Origin of the sequence: Kitasatospora sp. NPDC101157 (assembly GCF_044768255.1) — a bacterium.
Lineage (GTDB): Bacteria > Actinomycetota > Actinomycetes > Streptomycetales > Streptomycetaceae > Kitasatospora.
Genome location: NZ_JBIWPL010000024.1, coordinates 105,728 through 120,686 on the forward strand (window position 1 = coordinate 105,728; position 14,959 = coordinate 120,686).

Consider the following 14,959-nt stretch of genomic DNA (forward strand, 5'->3'; position numbering starts at 1 on the left):
AAGTGAGAGTGGTGACCGACCGTTTGCCTCATACGTTGCGTTCCGACGCGCTGGACAATCGCGAACGCATCCTCGACGCAGCCCGAGCTCTGTTCTCCGCCGATGGCCTGGACGTGCCGATGCGTGAGGTCGCGCGGCGTGCCGGGGTGGGACCTGCCACCTTGTACCGTCACTTCCCGACCAAGCAGATGCTGGTCGCCGATGCCTTCGCGGACCAACTGCAGGCATGCCGCGCCATCGTCGACGAGGGGTGCACAGATCCTGATCCGTGGCGCGGCCTGTGCCTGGTGATCGAGAAGATCTGTGAGCTGCACGCCCGCGATCGGGGCTTCACCGAAGCCTTCCTGTCGGCCTACCCGGGGGTGAAGGATGTAGCCGCGGGCCGTGAGTACACGGTGAAAGCAGTCGCCGAACTGGCCCAGCGAGCCAAGGAAGCAGGGCACCTGCGGTCCGACTTCGTCCTGGACGACCTGATTCTCATACTCATGGCCAACAAGGGGATCCGCGCCGCATCGACCGCCACCCAGGTCAAGGCCGCGCGACGCTTTTCAGGGCTGGTGATCCAGGCGTTCGAAGCCTGCCCTCGGCACGCACCACTACCACCAGCGGCACGACTGGCAACCGCGCCACCCCAGGGCCTGTCGCGGTAAATACCGTCGCGTGTGCCGCGCGCCCGGGTGGTGCCCTGTCCGCCCCGCCCTCGTCATACACCGCGGCGGTCGAGCGGTACCTCACCGGCGCGGGCACACGAAGTCCTCCGCACGGATCTACCGGATCTCGCTGACGACCTGGGGATGGATGCTCGGGCGGCAGCAGGGCGACCGCCAGGAGAGCCAGCCCGGCCGTCCAGGAAACGACCCGCCACCGGTCCCAGCCCTGGAGGAACTGGCCGCGCTACGCAACGCCGCATCCGGCTGGACGACGCCGGTCGGGCGGCCTGACCGACGCAGGTCTGGGGGTGTGCCCCTTGCCCGGCAGGGGTGATCAACCGGCCGTTGGCGGCCTGCCCTCAGGTGCGGTCGGACACCAGCGGCTCTCCACCACGACTACGGTGACCACCACGACCACGGCAACCGCCGCGAGCACCCCGAGTTCAGCCCTGGCCTCGTCCCTGGAATACGGGCTCCACAGCGCGTGAATGGTCATAACCAGCGAGACCAGGCCGATCGGGGCACCGGCGAGTGCCGCGGCCGCAGGGGCGTACCGACCGCGCCGCAGGAGGACGGCACGAACCGTGAGGAAGCCGTGGGACTCCGACTCCGCCCTCGCACACATGGGACCAGGGGTTACGCCCGGCGGACCGCGGTGGCGCTTCGGCGGACACGGGTGATGGTGCGCTCATAGAGACGGGTGCCGAGGGTGTGCCACAGGAGGCGGGCGGGGGCGGGCATCTGCGAGAGGAACAGCTGCCGTTCCTGGGCGGTGGTGTCCTCCAGGATCGCGCCGAGGAAGATCAGGAGCTTGGTTTTGGGGACGCTGCGGCGCCCGCGTTCGCCGACCTCACTCCATTCGCGGGGCGTGATGTGGTCGGCCATCAGGGGCAGGAGGAGTTCTTCCTCGTCGTCCATGTGGGCGGCGGCGTGCCGGTCCAGTGCGCGCAGGGCTTCGGCGAGGCACAAGGCTGTATCGCGGTCGGCCCGGGCGCGCCAGCGGTGCGAAAGCTCGGTGACCGCGGCCAGCGCGTCAGCGATGGCCTCGTGCTGGTCGGCCATCCGTGCGACGACGCTGTCGCCAGGGGCGGCACGCTCGCGCAGCTTGGGCCACAGCAGGTCGTCCTCGCCCTCGTGGTGCTCGGCCAGGGCACCGAGGACCAGGTCGAGGTGGTCAGCGAGCACGGCGATGCGCCGCCGGTCGCCCGGAGCGGCGGCTTCGAACAGGTCGGCCAGAAGCGGTATCTCGCGGCGGAAGACGCGGTGCAGTACCACCATCTCCTGGGGGTTCAGACGCTCTTTGGCCGTGAGCGGGCCAGCGGTGGTGGGCATCGGGAGCCACTTCTGTGAGGTAACAGTGATCATTCCGGAAACCCGCAGCCTAGTGGCCCGCTCTGCTATCGGTGATCAGAGATGCTGATCGGCCGTCGCGCCAAGGTGCTGGCCGACCTGGCGGCCGACGAGGAGCACACCGCGCCCACCTCGCGGCGTTCACCGCGCTGGACTCTCCCACCGTAGGAGAGTCCACCATGATGGCGTGCACGACGAACTCCTCACCATCGGGCGCTTCGCCCGCCTGTGCCGCCTCAGCGTGAAGCAGCTACGGCACTACGACGACATGGGGCTGCTGGCTCCCATACACGTGGACGCCAGCTCCGGCTACGGGTCTGTAAAAAGAACGGTGTAACTCCCGATCAAGGAAGTAGCAGCGCTGATCAAGAAGGCTGGTGAATCGGGTAGTGCGCAGTGCCTCGTCCAGGCCGGCTCGGTCCTCGGTGATCTCTCGCGTATAGAGCGGGAGGCCATGCAAACACTGAGCCGCCTGGGGAACGAGACCCAAGCATGAGCCGGCCCTGAGGTTTTTGAGCAACCTTCGTTTACTGAAGACCGTCAGCCGGGTCGCCGGAAGGCCTGTCGAGCCTTCAAAATGCTCCGACGGCCGCGTCACCGTCGGCGCCGTTGCCACCAGCGCCGAGGCGCAGCCGGGGCGAGGCAGCCGACTGCGGCCCCGAACTCACCACCGCTCTGGCAGATGAACACCTGCCGGATCTCGCTGCCGGCGGGCAGAAGCGGTGCCGAGCGCCGCACCAGGTCCGCTCGCGGCTCAGAGTCTCGCTGACCGCTCCTATCAGGTCCGTCGATCAAGGCGCCCCCAGTTCACCACTGCACATCCCCACCACCCCACCGCGAAGCTACCGTATCGCCGTGGCACGGCACTTGTGCGGTGCGGGCCGAGCCGTCAGGGCGCCGACCCGGCGGTGCAGCCCTGAAGTGCGTCTTGCAGTGCGTAGACCCGGGCCGGAAGTGCGGGCGGACCTGCAGGTGACGTCGGCGCTGCTCAACGAGTGGGCGCGGGCTGAGGTACTCCTGGGGTCCGGTTGTAGCCTGCGAAGGCGGTTGAGGAAGCGCCGGGAGGTTGCCCCCGGGGGCAGCCTCCCGACGTTCCTGGCAGACGGCGGCGCCTTCGGTGCGCCCGGCGAGGTCAACGAGATGACCGGGGTGAGGGCACCTCCGGGTCGACGGGGAACACCTGGTCGGCCCCGGTGAGTTCCAGCAGCCGCGCCACCTGGTCCGAGGGCCGGGTGAGGTGCACGGTGGTGCCTTGGCGGTCGGCCTGGATCCGGGTCAGCAGCAGCGCGTTGAGTCCGGACGAGTCGATGAACGTCACCTCGTGCAGGTCCAGTAGCAGCATCGGCGGTACCGGCCGGGCAGCCAGGGCGCGGTGCGCGGCGTGGTTGAAGACCGGGACCTGGTCCATGTCCAGCTCCCCGGCACACGCCAGCACCGGCCCGGCGGGACTGTCGCGGGCCGTGACCGTGAAGACACCGGTGTCGTCGATCGCAGCGCTCCCCTCGCGGTGCCGTTCTTCCGTGGCATGACCACTCTAGGCCGCCGCGGTGGGGGCTTGCACCAGTGCGTTTGCGGGAGCGAAAGAAGCGGGGGGTGTTGCGTGTGGTTGCCTGCCCGGTCCGTCGCTACGGCGACGGTGGGGCCAGTTCCAGCCGGTCTCGCGCCGGGGGACCGGTTCCGGTCCCCCGGCGCAGCCGTTGGTGGCACTGCTGTGCCCGGCCTGGCGTGCCGGGCTCAGCTGCGGGTGCGGGCGTGACGGGCTCGCCGGCTGTTTCTCCCGGCCGTCGTCGTGGCCCCGCGCGGTCGGCTGCGGTGGGCGGTGGAGGGTGCGGTCGCGGCCACGACCATCGCCAGTGCGAGCGGGCCCAGCAGCAACAGCATCGACACGGTCATCCATGCCTCCCATGGATCGACGAGCGAGGTGTTGATCCCTCTGCCCCGCATCGCGGTCACCATGCCGACCACGTCCCTGCCGCCGACGGGCGACAGGCCACCGGGTGCGGCGGTCAGGACGTCGTGGTCAGGCGGGGGTCGTTGGCGTAGACGGGGTTCGGCTCGCGTTCGTACTGCGACAGGGCCAGGCCCACGCAGAAGAACGTCGGCGCCCACTCCCCGACGAAGATGCCCCACCGGTCGGCCCGGTCCAGGCCGGCCTGCTCGGCTTTCACCGACACCATCCACGACGCGAACGACAACCCGATCGACGCCATCCCCGCCAGGTAGGCGTGCTCGGACTTCACACCGGCATCGTGCAGCTTCTTGATGATCATGACGAACCTCCTGGGAAGGCAGCCGTGTTCTCTCGGCAGCCCCGGCGGCTGCCCAGCCACCCGCCTCCCCACACCTCCACCGCCGAGCCCGGTTCCAACTCCGGCACGCCCGTCGACCGGGCCGTCGCGCCCCACCCTCCGCCTGGGCGATCGGACGGGCGGGCGCGCTGACCGCGTCGGCGGCCGTGGTGCGGATCGGCACCGCGCCGGCACCCGCATACGGCCTGGACAGGATGCCTGGATGGCTGGTGGCGGTCCATGGATCGGCCGGTCTCCGGTCGGCCGGCCGGCTCGTACCCGCGGGCGATCCCGCCCCCGGCGGTGGGTCGTGGTGCATCTGCTGCAGCAGGGCCGGCCCGCGCCCGCTCGGGGTTCGGGTGCGGGCCGACGCCTCCAGCGTGCGGGAGCGGGGCGCTCACGCGCACTCCCGGCGCCGCCGACGCGGCCACGGACGCCCCGCTGCGGGGTGATGTCGGCCCGATGGCGGTCTCGGCCTGGCTACGGCGGGAACGTCGGCGGTCGAGAGTCAGCACCACCTCGGGTGGGTGGTCAACAGCTCGGCCCACACCCTCTTGCCGGCGGTGTCGGCGGTGGTGCCCCAGCAGGTGGCCAGGCGTTCGACGACGAGAAGCCCGTAGCCGCCCGGGTACCCGAACGTCGGGGTGCGGCGGTGGGGCGGAGCCGGACTGTGGTCACTGACCTCGACCCGCAGCACTCCCAGGCGGTGCTCAAGGACCAGCTCACGGATGCCGCGGCCGTAGACGCAGGCATTGGCGAGCAGTTCGGTGGTGACCTGGAGAACGTCGTCGAGCAGACCACGCCGGGGCCCGTGACCGAGCAGACCCCACCCGGCCAAGGTGCGCCGGATGAAGTCCAACCCCAAGGTGACGGGCATGTCCGGCCGCGGCGGGAACGGCAGGCACGCACGGTATCCGGTCGCGAAGGCTGGTCCCATGAGGCAGTCCCAGGATGGTGTCGGGCTGGTCTTCTCGCACCGGGCGGCTACCCACCGCCACCGCCACGACACCGCACAACCCGACCTCGATGCCCTCGGACCATTGGAACTGCGCAGGCCCCGGGTCCCCGGCATGGACGGTCCACGTGCCGGTCTGCGGAACCAGGCGGCCCATGCGACCCACGGGTAGCGGCGTCTTCCGGCTCGGGGCGGCAGTCGGGGCGGCCGGTGTGTACAGCCCGGCCGCCCCGATCGGCGGTGCCCTACGGGCTCGGTGCCGTGGGGGTGTACGTGCCGAGCGGTGTGAAGCAGGGCATCGCCGCGCACCCCGGTCGAGGCGCTCACCCGGGTTCAACGACCGGGCACGGCCTCGGTCACCAGGACGGCGGCGACGGCCTGGGCGGGAATCCGGGCGCCGGGACAACGGTGCGGGCCCAGCCGGCTCTTCTCAGGCTGCCGTCGTGATGGCGGCGGGCGATGGCCTCCAGCAACCCCCCTGCCCGGCGGTCCGCCGGGCGACGGTGATCACCTCGGCCTCCGGGGCGGGAGAATGAGCCGGTGACCAGCACTCAGCCGCGCGGCATAGGCTCCCTGATCCCCACCAGCCGCACCCAGGCGACGCCCGCCGAACAGGCCGCCGCCCAGCTCGCGAACCTGCGCAGCGCCACCGTCCCCATCCCGGTCCTCGCCGCGGCCGCCGCGCTCATCGCCGCCCAGTTGCAGGACCCGGACCCGGCCACCCGGGACGCCGCCGGCGCCGTCCACGCCCACCTGACGGCCGCCATCGAGGCCGCAGCACCCGGCCGGTAGCCGCCAGAGTGTCCCAGCCCTGTCCCAGCACCCTGACGAAGCGCTCTCACCAGGCAGAACAGGGGGGGACCGTCCTAGGACAGTCCCAGATCCGTCCCAGCAAAACACCCGAAACGGACACCCTGAGACACGGGATAGGACAGCCCCGCCCCAGCCCGGCGAACCGCTGACCCGTCTCACCAGAGTTCGATCGCCCATCGGACTTCGGTGGCCGGTGGCGTCTGTGCTCGAATGCTGCCACACGGGAATCTCCGGCCATGAGGGCTTGCGAGGGCGTGAGCTGGACAGCGGGAGTCCTTGGTGACCGGCCAGACGGTGAAGATCGCGTCGCTCTGCGAGTGCGGCGACATGGCGGTGCGGCAGGTGAACCAGTTCATCGACTCCGGCGAACTGTGCTGGGATGCCGAGTTCTACTGCGATAGCTGCGGCGCCTACCGGTGCGAGCACTCCGGGCGGGGGCCGGCACCCAACGATGAGTGGCGACAGGCGCTGCTGGCGGCGAACGGACCCACCCGGCTGCGCCTGGCCGGGCCGGTACCCAGCCTCGTCCCGGCACTGAAGGTCTTCCGTGAAGTCTCGGACGTGTCGCTGCTCCAGGCCCGAAGGCTCGTCGAAGAGCTGAGCAGCGACGGTGTGGTGGGCACCCTGGCGGAGATGGAATTCTTGCGGACGCGGCTGCAGCTGCGCGGGGTTCCGGCAGACATCGACAGATAGCGGGGCCGGCAGACTGCCCGGCCAAGAAGTCCCGACCCTCGAGCGGGCCAGCCGCAGGACAGGGATGGACAGACGCGCCGTCCGTCACCAGGGGTCGGAACAGAGCCCCTCGTCGATTCGACCGATACCCCAGGTGATGCAGACCTTCGACTCGGCGCCCGGTCCGTCCCAGTGGTATGCCGTTCGGTTCCAGTTCGGATAGGCGGACGCGGCGATGTCGTAGCTCACCTGTGTCCACGTGCTGCTGCCGTCCTTCTTGCGGTACAGCGCACCGAAGCATTGACCATCGCCGTCGCCGCCTGTCATCGAAAATGCCCCCCGGGCGACCCAGTAGCCGAGAGTGTCGTCGTAGGCGCCGTCCATGAGAGCGGTGCATCTGCCGTAAGACACGCTCCTGACGCCGCCTTGGTACTGGCTGTAGGAGTCGGCCGAAGCCGATTCGGCGGTCAGCGCGAGCGTGCCGATCGCGAGAGCGGCCACTGCAAGGGCTTTGAGGCCTTTCCGCATGGTGTTCCTCCCTGTTTCTGCTGGCGTCCATATGGGCGCGGTGCCAGCTGCGAGATGCCCCCGCAACCGGTTCCAAAGTCTGCTGAAGGTGGCCAATGCAGGCCATACAGCAGGGGGTTGGTTTCCTACCAGGCTTGTACAACTAGCGCGGTAGGTCGTGGGCCGCTCGCATAGCTCTATCGGGGTAATTGGCCTTCGGCCGGTGGACGCCGCTACACGATCTCCCGCGACGCCCGGGCCATGAACGGCTGGTAGCGGCGGCCGCCCGGCGGGGGCAGGCCTGGCGTCAGGCCGGCTGTGCCTCGGGGTCGCGGGTGGGGGCGCGACGGGTGGGACTGTAGGAAGGTCAGGGCGGGCGGCTCTCCCCTGGGCCAGGTCATGGATGGGGAGAGGCCGACCTGTGGTCGGAGCGCTTCAGTTGGCGAGCTGAGCGTTTCACGCACCTGGCCAAGCAAGCGCTTGGGCGCCGGCTGGCAGATCGGCAGTCGTGGTTCCCAGACATTGACACGCTGCCAAGCGGCATCAACGATTGCCCGTCATGCGTCTACTTCGGCAACTGCGCACGGATCTGCTGGCAGGGGAAAACCTGGAGATCTACACGACGGCGCTGCTGTCCCTGGTGCTGGCTGTTCTCGGGGTTATCGGCACGGTCGGAGGCGACGTGCTGGCCGCCGCCACCCTCGCAACGCTGGCCCTCCTGGCCAGCGGCATGCTCGGCAGCCGCAGACAGGTGGCGAAGCTGACCGCCGAGGTGCGCGCCCGCGGCACAGGCGAGGTCTCCGTAGCGGACGTCCTCGGCAAGGGCAAAGCAGACCTCCCCGAGCAGGTGCGTGCCGCGCAGGACATCCGGATCGTGGGTGTGACGCTGTCGCGTACGCTGCGCGACCTGGTGGACGAACTCCAGCGCAGGGCTGTGGCCGGCGCGGTGGTCAAGGTGGCGCTCGTCGACCCCGCAGGTTCGACCCCCGAGGAGGCAGCACGCCGCAGCACTATCCCCGACCGGGCCGGGATGTACCGCAACCGGCTGCGCTCGTCCGTCGACCTGCTCCGCGAACTCGCCGAGACGCCAGGCGCCGAGGGCAGGGTGGAAGTGCGCTTTCTCGACTTCGTCCCGGCCTTCGGACTCGTCCTGCTCGACCCGCAACGTCCCGGTGGCCGCATCCATGTCGACATCTACTCGCACAGCTCGGCCAGCGGCGACGCCGTCTTCACCGTTCTCCCGCACCGCGACGGCGAGTGGTTCCAGCACTTCCAGACGGAATTCGACAGCATCTGGGAGCACGGTCGACCGGCCGACGCATCGGACGGTTTCGCCACTGCGGCCGCCGGAGCGTAAACCTCGGCCCTCTGTCAACGGCCATGTAGTTCGCCCCGCAGGCGGCCAGGGATCTGCCCCGCTGGCGGCCAGCTGGATGTCCCCGACGGCGGCCAGATAACTCCCCACCGTCGTGTGGACTCGGTCAGCTGAAGGGCTTCACCCCCTTGCCGGTGGTGGCCTGGGTGAGCCGGTAGCTGTCACCCTGGGTGACGACGATGTGGGCGTGGTGCATGAGCCGGTCGACCGTGGCGGTGGCCAGGGTCTTCGGCATGATCTCGTCGAACCCGGACGGGTGGAGGTTGCTGCTGACCGCGATCGAGCGGCGCTCGTAAGCGGCATCGACCAGCCGGTAGAAGCCTTCGGCGGCGTCCGGGGAGACGGGCAGCAGGCCTATGTCGTCCACCAGGATCAGGTCCGAGCGGATGATCCTGGCGAGCGCGCGGGCGATCGAGTCGTCCGCGCGGTGCCTGCGGACGAGTGCGCCGAGGTCCTCGATGGTGAACCAGGCGACGGTCATGCCGGACTCGACCGCGGCCTGGCCGAGCGCCTCGGTGAAGTGGCTCTTGCCGGTGCCGGACGGGCCGCAGACGCAGAGATTCTCCCGACGGCCCACCCATTCAAGGGATTTGAGCGCGTCCTGGGTGTGCCTGGGGATCGCGGAGGCGGTCTCGTCCCAGTCGCCGAAGGTCTTGCCGGTCGGGAAGCCGGCCCGCTTGCGGCGGGTGTGCAGGTTCGCCCGGTCGCGGCCGGCGGCCTCCTCCGAGAGCAGGACCCTCACCACCTCAGCCGGATCCCAGCGTTGGGCCTTGGCAGTGGGGATGATGTCGGGCAGCGAGCGGCGGATGTGCGGGAGCTTGAGCCGCTTGGTCAGTTCGATGGCCTCGGCCAGCGGATCGCCGTTGGTGCCGTGGACGGTGCGGAGCGGGGTGGCCATCAGGACGGGTCGCTTTCGTTGTGGTCGAGCAGAGCGTTGACGCCGAAGGAGGACCAGGCGGAGGTGCCCGGCTGGAGCGAGTGCTCCTCGCTGCGGCGGGTGGGTTCGGCCTGTCCGTGGACGGACTGGTAGTCGAGGATCGAGAGCAGGTCCTTGTCCGCGAAGCGGCCGGTGACCGCCGCGGTGCCCAGCGCCCGATCGACCTCGTCGGCGGAGAAGAGCTTGGCGAGGGCGACGGCCTGGGCCATCTTCGCCTTCATCCGCCGGGTGCCGGCCGCGGCGGCCTCCACCAGCCAGCTGGCGGCGCCGGGCCCGAGCTGGAGGAAGGCGGCCTCCTCGACGCTGGTCGCCTTCGGCGTGCGGTCGGCTTCCTTGTTCTCGCGCGGCGGGTAGTGCGCGTCGTCCAGTACCGGCGAGCCCGGCTTGCCCATCCGATGGCGGGCGACCTCGCGGGCGGTCCCGCTGCCGTCGACCGCGGTGACGATCAGCTCCTCGCCGTGGAAGCGGGCCCAGACCCGGGTGTCGATCAGCTCGTGTGGAACCGAGTAGCGCACCGCCTCGACCGAGATCGTCGCGTCCCAGTTGACCCTGCGGGTCGTGCCGAACGCCGCGGTGAACGGCTGCCTGGGCAGCGGGTGCAGCCGCTGCCGCTCCTCCGCCAGCCGCTCGACGGGCTTGCGCCGGGTCTCGCGGTGGGTGCGGGAGTTGACCTCGTCGCAGAACTGGCGGCAGGCCGCCTCGAGTTCACCGAAGGTGCGGAACTCCTCGCGCAGGTTCACATCCTTGGGCACCAGGTCGGCCTTGGCGATGCGAACCGTCGCCTCCGAGCCGCCCTTGGACTCCGGATCGGCCGGCACGCAAGTACGGATGGTCGTGCCGTAGTGCCGGGCGACCTCCACGATCTCCGGATTGCGGACCGCGATCCCGGCGACGTGGTCGGTGGTCACCGTCTTCTCGTTGTCGGTCAGCACGTAGGCCGGCACGCCGCCGATCCGCCGCAGCGTGGTGTCCAGACAGGCGGTGACCGTCGGCAGGGTCTTGTCCCAGATCGGGATCACGACCCGGAACCGGGACCAGGCCAGCCACGCGCAGAACAGCGTGGTCTTGCGGCCCTTGATCACCGGCCCGTCGCCGAAGTCGTACTGCAGCCAGAGCCCCGGCTCGGTCACCCACGGCCGGTAGACGCGCCGCTGACCGGCCCTGAACTGGGCTTTCGCCTCGGCGACCGTGCGGCGGGTGGTGCGTTCCCCGCCTGTGAAGCCCATCGCGACCAGGCGCCGGTGCACCACGTCCGCGCGGATGCGGCCCTGCGAGCGGACCACCAGCTCCTCGATCTTCGGAAGGTAGTCGTCGATCGCCCGAGCGCGGTGCCGGCGCTGGCCCGGCTCGTGCCCGGCCTCGCGCATCTTCACGTACCGGGCCACCGTGTGGTGGTCGCACCCGGCCAACTCGGCCGCAGCACGGTAACTGCCTGTGAGGTCGTACGCCTCCAGGATCTCCATGATCTCCCTGCTGTTCTTCACCCGCTCCAGCGTCGCCGAGCGGGAACCAATCGGGCGAGCGGGGAGATATCTGGCCATACGCGGGGAAACCCGTGGCCATCAGTGGGGCGCTATATGGCCGCCCACGGGGAGGATGTCACGGCCGCCGTCAGCCCTCGGCACTGACCGCCCAGCCCGCCAACTCAACCGCTCATCCGCGAGCTGAAGTGCTCACTTCCAGGTAAGCGATGCAGCACCCACGCGACAGGGGGTCTCGTCAACCCCGCCACAGCCGGCCTGTGCCGCTGAACCTCGACCGGGGCCCCCGAGGTTGGGGTCGAATCAGAGGCGTTCGGGACGACGATAGCGCCTGCAACAAGCGTGGTGTCTCGAGGCTGGCCGCCTGGCGCTTGCTGCAGTCCGGGGTGGGCACGGTCGAGGCGTGCAAGCAGCTCGGGATCGGCAGGAAGACCGGTTACCGGTGGCGGCGGAGAACGGCGGCCTGCCGCCGGAACGGCTGCCCGAGCCGTCCCGGTCCGACCGATACCTGTCCCTGCTGGAGCGCAAGAGGATCGCGACGCTGCGCGAACGCGGCCTGGGCATACGGGAGATCGCCGGACGCCTGGGCAGGTCTCCGTCGACCGTCAGCCGCGAGCTCCGGCGCAACACCCTCGCCCACGACCAGGGCATCTACGACGCGGACCTGGCCCACCACCGCGCCGAGGAGCGCGTGAGGCGCCCGCGCCTGGCGAAGCTGCGGCCCGGCTGGGCGAGGCCATCCGACAGGCCGTCGAGGACCGGTCGTCCCGGGAGCGGGCGGAGGCGGCGGCCCGCGCGATGGCTCGGGAGGACGGCGCGGCGCGCGTCGCGGAGTCGGTGGCGGCGCTATCGGACCGGCGATCGGGCTGACAGGGCTGGAACGACGGCACCGATCAGATGGTCAAGACCCTTGACAACTCAAGGGAGAAGCCGATCGAGCGGAGAGCGTGATGCCGTCGTGGAGAGCGCATTCACGTGTTGCAACGACCCATAGAAAATTGTGCGCGATGCCCTCGGCTGCGAGGGCATCGCGCCAGGCCGGGAGCGGTAGCAGGAGCCGTTGTCAGTCGGGTACCAGGAGTCCTGACAGGCGCTCCGGTCTGCGCTCTTGCGCGCCTTGCCACGTCTATGGGCGCGGGCGCAGCGCCGACCAGTTCTTCCCCGGCTGGCCGTACTCCTTCGTCGCCGCGCTGGAAAGCGGCCGCACCTCCTGGCCTGTGCGCTGCTGGACGCACGATCGCCCAGCTCACCACCTGGCGGCAGTTCCTCCCCGATAACAGCTGATCAGGCACATCTCAGGTAGCGCCGCTCCTGGTCAGCGGTGTCGGAACTGTTTGTGAGGGCGGAGGACTTCGGTTCGCCAGTGCGCGCGAGCCCCCGATCTGACAGTGGCGCCGGCCGCAATCAACCACTGCGCCGCCCTGATGATCCGCAGCGTCAGTAACCTCGTGGAGTTCGGCGCCCGCCGCCAGCGTCCGGCGCCTGCTCGCCTCGGCCGTAGTGTCGTCGGCCCGGCGTCAGGCCTGAAGGTCGTGGAGCGACGCGTCCGCTGGCCCCGAAACGAACCGGGTGAATCGCACCCGCAGTCCCTCTCGCTGCGGGGAACAGCAGAACGGTCCGGCCGATGCCGCCGCGTTCGGCGCAAGAGGCGCCAATCGGACCATGCGCCAGGATCCCTCCTCGCAGCGCGCCCGGATGGTCACCGCATCGCCGTCACGACTGGCCCGGACGGTGACCTGGCGCCCGGCCCACTCGGGGACAGGCGCCATGGACCAGTCCGACTGGCCGCGGGTGACCACGGCGCCCAAATGCGGAACACCGTCCGTCATCTCCACCCCGGCTTTGATCCACGTCTGCTCGTCCACGCGGATCATGACCCCCGCCTGGTCGTACAACGCGTCGAGCTGCGCCGCGAAGGTCACGTCGATGGCGGACCCGGTGGGCAGCTCCGTCAGGAGGGCGTGCCCGTCGTCCCGCACGAAGCCGTAGCTCGTGGTGCGCCAGAAGTCGCTCCGGTTCCGGGTCGTCACCAGCAGCCCCGCCGCGTCGGCTTCTACTTCGAGTGGCGGATTGAGCCAGGCTGCTTGGGACCAGTCGATTGCGCGCTGCCCGTCCATATGCCTTCTTTCATCAGACTGTTCGAATTGCTTAGCGGTCGAGGGAGGCGAGGAGTGCCAGGACCTTGGGCCAGCCTGCCTCTTGAGCGGCGGCGTTGCCCGCGCGGGTGCCGCCGAGGTTGATCTCTCTGCCGGTCACTGGGTGGACTGGACGGGTGCCGGCTGCGAGGTAGGGGTAGGTGCCGACTCCGTGTCCGGCGTTCGGGAAGATCAGTGCCTGGTGCGGGCATGGGTCGTGGTCGGTGTCGAGTTCCTGGACGATCTGCCGGGCCCACAGAGGCGAGGTCCATAGCTGGTCGTCGGCGCCGGCGATGGTCATGACGGGGCCGCTGACGTGGTCGAGCGGTATGGGGCCCTGGGCGATGGCCTTGCCGTCCTTGGTCCAGGCCGTGGTGCCGTGGGCCGGGAACCCGCCGTTGACCTGGGCGGACGGAGAGTAGATGACCGCGCCGTGGATGAGATCGGGGTAGTCGTCGGCGAGGAGCAGGGCCGCCTCGCTGCCTCGTGAGTAGCCCATCGCCAGGATGTGGCTGGGGTCGACCTCGGTCTGCGCGGCCAGCAGGCTGGCCGCGGCGGTGAAGTACTCCAGGGGGATGTTCTCCAGGGCGTCGGGGAGGCCGGGGAGGCCGAAGTAGCCGAGTGCCAGGGCTGGGTAGCCGTGCGAGGCGAGCAGGGCCGCGGCAGGTGCCTCGCTGTTTCCCCCTTCCGAGCCGCCGAAGACGAGCACGGCCGGGTGGCGCGGGGTGCCGGGGGCTGGGAGGAACAGTTCCCCGGAGACCTTGTCGGCCGCGAGGGTGAGTTTCTTGCTGGTCACGCCGGCTTTGAACCATTCACGGGTCAGCGTCCGGGAGGCGAGCTGGTGTCCGTGTGCCGCGGCTGTGAGCGTGACGTCGTAGGTGTGCTGCGGCGAGACGGGCGGGAAGAAGGACGTGCGCTCGGGATCGCCGGTCTGGGGCTTCATCGACCAGAACAGGCCCATGCCATCCGCGCTCTGGTAGGTGCCGGAGGTCGGAGGGGCCGTGTCCAGGACGACGAGGCCGTGGGCGTCCGCCCGGAAGGTGGCCTGTCCGTGCCACTGCTGGCCCCGCGCGTCCACCGTCTGTGAATTGACGGTGACATCCTCGCCGGGCGACAGTCCGGCGATCCGTATGTGTACCGCTTGGTCCGCCAATGCTGCTGGCGCGTCCACCTCAATCACCGCACGGCTGCTCGGGTCTTCTGAGCAGCCTGTCGTTCCAACGCTGACGAGGGCGAGCGCGGCCATGGCGCGTGCCCAGCCCCGTATCCGATCCCCCACGACCCACCCCGTTGCAAGTTTCAGCAAGATTATTCAATCGTCTCGTCGGTTAACCCGCCAGGGTCTTCGCTATTCACTGGACAGTGCTGCGACATGCCCGCCTCTAATCGCTGGAGCCAGCGGGTCTCCGCGAAGTGATCAGCAGTTCTCAGCAGCTGATGTCGCGTCGGATGACTGTCTTGGCGATCACCGTTCGGCCTCCTCTTGCTGGTCCGCCGTCCGGGCGGCGATGCAGTCGGCCCAGTCGCGTCGGGCGTACGCAACCCAGTGGATCGCGGTGTGGCGGTCCATGCCGGTCAGGTCGGGTTGAGCAAGGCCGCGCCTTGGCCCGGCACAGCGGCTGTACCGAGGCGGGATTGGTCGGGGCAAGCGCTGGATCCAACTAACGCGTCTAGGATCAGCGATGCGGCTCAAGGAGTCCCCGCGGGTACGGCTGGGGGTCAGGCCCGAGTGGTGAGTCGTGCGAGTCGTCCCGGGGCGCAGTAGTCGCTGGCGCTGGTCGGCGGTGGCGACCTTG

Annotated in this window: 16 protein-coding genes and 2 pseudogenes; 8 read left to right on the plus strand and 10 right to left on the minus strand. The window is 69.8% G+C overall.

Going from position 1 to position 14,959, the window contains the following annotated elements; genetic code table 11:
• Nucleotides 1–11 precede the first annotated feature (11 nt).
• Nucleotides 12–650: a TetR/AcrR family transcriptional regulator gene (locus ACIRVF_RS33820; RefSeq protein ID WP_402826572.1), complete on the plus strand. Its 639-nt coding sequence runs from the start codon at nt 12–14 to the stop codon at nt 648–650.
• A 636-nt stretch (nt 651–1,286) separates the two neighbouring features.
• Here the strand turns inward: ACIRVF_RS33820 and ACIRVF_RS33825 are convergent.
• Nucleotides 1,287–1,982: a hemerythrin domain-containing protein gene (locus tag ACIRVF_RS33825; RefSeq protein WP_402826575.1), complete on the minus strand. Its 696-nt coding sequence runs from the start codon at nt 1,980–1,982 to the stop codon at nt 1,287–1,289.
• 205 nt (nt 1,983–2,187) lie between these two features.
• Here ACIRVF_RS33825 and ACIRVF_RS33830 point away from each other — a divergent pair, with 205 nt between their 5' ends.
• Both ACIRVF_RS33830 and ACIRVF_RS33835 read left to right on the plus strand, forming a co-directional pair.
• On the plus strand, nt 2,188–2,337 hold the full coding sequence (locus ACIRVF_RS33830; protein WP_402826578.1) for a MerR family DNA-binding transcriptional regulator: 150 nt from the start codon (nt 2,188–2,190) through the stop codon (nt 2,335–2,337).
• Between the two features lie 12 nt (nt 2,338–2,349).
• Nucleotides 2,350–2,496, plus strand: a pseudogene (locus ACIRVF_RS33835) (lantibiotic ABC transporter); the annotation flags it as partial.
• Between the two features lie 636 nt (nt 2,497–3,132).
• Here ACIRVF_RS33835 and ACIRVF_RS33840 read toward each other — a convergent pair.
• From ACIRVF_RS33840 to ACIRVF_RS33855, 4 genes are all read right to left on the minus strand, one after another.
• Nucleotides 3,133–3,489: an STAS domain-containing protein gene (locus ACIRVF_RS33840; RefSeq protein WP_402826643.1), complete on the minus strand. Its 357-nt coding sequence runs from the start codon at nt 3,487–3,489 to the stop codon at nt 3,133–3,135.
• 245 nt (nt 3,490–3,734) lie between these two features.
• Nucleotides 3,735–3,893 carry a hypothetical protein gene (locus ACIRVF_RS33845; RefSeq protein WP_402826581.1) on the minus strand — a complete coding sequence of 53 codons (159 nt, stop codon included), beginning with the start codon at nt 3,891–3,893 and terminating at the stop codon, nt 3,735–3,737.
• A 113-nt stretch (nt 3,894–4,006) separates the two neighbouring features.
• Nucleotides 4,007–4,270, minus strand: a complete 264-nt coding sequence (locus tag ACIRVF_RS33850; protein WP_402826378.1) for a hypothetical protein — start codon at nt 4,268–4,270, stop codon at nt 4,007–4,009.
• Nucleotides 4,271–4,796: 526 nt separating this feature from the next.
• Entirely contained in the window at nt 4,797–5,165 is a 369-nt protein-coding gene (locus ACIRVF_RS33855; protein ID WP_402826584.1) for an ATP-binding protein, read from the minus strand.
• A 618-nt stretch (nt 5,166–5,783) separates the two neighbouring features.
• Between ACIRVF_RS33855 and ACIRVF_RS33860 the strand changes: the two genes are divergently transcribed.
• Together ACIRVF_RS33860 and ACIRVF_RS33865 are read left to right on the plus strand one after the other, a co-directional pair.
• A complete protein-coding gene (locus ACIRVF_RS33860; RefSeq protein WP_402826587.1) occupies nt 5,784–6,035 on the plus strand; it encodes a hypothetical protein in 252 nt (83 codons plus the stop codon).
• 300 nt (nt 6,036–6,335) lie between these two features.
• On the plus strand, nt 6,336–6,749 hold the full coding sequence (locus ACIRVF_RS33865; protein ID WP_402826590.1) for a hypothetical protein: 414 nt from the start codon (nt 6,336–6,338) through the stop codon (nt 6,747–6,749).
• Between the two features lie 84 nt (nt 6,750–6,833).
• On the opposite strand, the gene ACIRVF_RS33870 is transcribed toward ACIRVF_RS33865, so the two are convergent.
• A complete protein-coding gene (locus ACIRVF_RS33870; protein WP_402826593.1) occupies nt 6,834–7,256 on the minus strand; it encodes a hypothetical protein in 423 nt (140 codons plus the stop codon).
• A 538-nt stretch (nt 7,257–7,794) separates the two neighbouring features.
• Here ACIRVF_RS33870 and ACIRVF_RS33875 point away from each other — a divergent pair.
• Entirely contained in the window at nt 7,795–8,592 is a 798-nt protein-coding gene (locus ACIRVF_RS33875) for a hypothetical protein (RefSeq protein WP_402826596.1), read from the plus strand.
• A gap of 124 nt (nt 8,593–8,716) precedes the next feature.
• Here the strand turns inward: ACIRVF_RS33875 and istB are convergent, their stop codons facing one another.
• Nucleotides 8,717–9,508, minus strand: a complete 792-nt coding sequence (gene istB, locus ACIRVF_RS33880) for an IS21-like element helper ATPase IstB (protein WP_033257363.1) — start codon at nt 9,506–9,508, stop codon at nt 8,717–8,719.
• On the minus strand, nt 9,508–11,031 hold the full coding sequence (gene istA / locus ACIRVF_RS33885) for an IS21 family transposase (protein WP_402826601.1): 1,524 nt from the start codon (nt 11,029–11,031) through the stop codon (nt 9,508–9,510). Before istA ends, istB begins: the two co-directional genes overlap by 1 nt.
• 206 nt (nt 11,032–11,237) lie before the next feature.
• On the opposite strand from istA, the pseudogene ACIRVF_RS33890 reads away from it, so the two are divergent.
• A pseudogene (locus tag ACIRVF_RS33890) lies at nt 11,238–11,471 on the plus strand (hypothetical protein); the annotation flags it as partial.
• Nucleotides 11,471–12,022 (plus strand): helix-turn-helix domain-containing protein, encoded by a 552-nt coding sequence (locus ACIRVF_RS33895; RefSeq protein ID WP_402826604.1) that lies wholly within the window; start codon nt 11,471–11,473, stop codon nt 12,020–12,022. The pseudogene ACIRVF_RS33890 and the gene ACIRVF_RS33895, both read left to right, overlap by 1 nt.
• Before the next feature lie 523 nt (nt 12,023–12,545).
• Here ACIRVF_RS33895 and ACIRVF_RS33900 read toward each other — a convergent pair.
• Entirely contained in the window at nt 12,546–13,145 is a 600-nt protein-coding gene (locus tag ACIRVF_RS33900) for a DUF1349 domain-containing protein (RefSeq protein WP_402826607.1), read from the minus strand.
• 31 nt (nt 13,146–13,176) lie between these two features.
• Nucleotides 13,177–14,409 (minus strand): acyl-CoA thioesterase/BAAT N-terminal domain-containing protein, encoded by a 1,233-nt coding sequence (locus tag ACIRVF_RS33905; protein ID WP_402826646.1) that lies wholly within the window; start codon nt 14,407–14,409, stop codon nt 13,177–13,179.
• Nucleotides 14,410–14,959: the final 550 nt, after the last annotated feature.

Bases quoted from the DNA above. Each gene is read 5' to 3' on its own strand.
- ACIRVF_RS33900 (WP_402826607.1), bottom strand. From the start codon at position 13,145: ATGGACGGGCAGCGCGCAATCGACTGGTCCCAAGCAGCCTGGCTCAAT.
- ACIRVF_RS33850 (WP_402826378.1), bottom strand. From the start codon at position 4,270: ATGATCATCAAGAAGCTGCACGATGCCGGTGTGAAGTCCGAGCACGCC.
- ACIRVF_RS33875 (WP_402826596.1), top strand. From the start codon at position 7,795: ATGCGTCTACTTCGGCAACTGCGCACGGATCTGCTGGCAGGGGAAAAC.
- ACIRVF_RS33870 (WP_402826593.1), bottom strand. From the start codon at position 7,256: ATGCGGAAAGGCCTCAAAGCCCTTGCAGTGGCCGCTCTCGCGATCGGC.
- istB (WP_033257363.1), bottom strand. From the start codon at position 9,508: ATGGCCACCCCGCTCCGCACCGTCCACGGCACCAACGGCGATCCGCTG.
- ACIRVF_RS33845 (WP_402826581.1), bottom strand. From the start codon at position 3,893: ATGACCGTGTCGATGCTGTTGCTGCTGGGCCCGCTCGCACTGGCGATG.
- ACIRVF_RS33905 (WP_402826646.1), bottom strand. From the start codon at position 14,409: ATGGCCGCGCTCGCCCTCGTCAGCGTTGGAACGACAGGCTGCTCAGAA.
- ACIRVF_RS33855 (WP_402826584.1), bottom strand. From the start codon at position 5,165: ATGCCCGTCACCTTGGGGTTGGACTTCATCCGGCGCACCTTGGCCGGG.
- ACIRVF_RS33825 (WP_402826575.1), bottom strand. From the start codon at position 1,982: ATGCCCACCACCGCTGGCCCGCTCACGGCCAAAGAGCGTCTGAACCCC.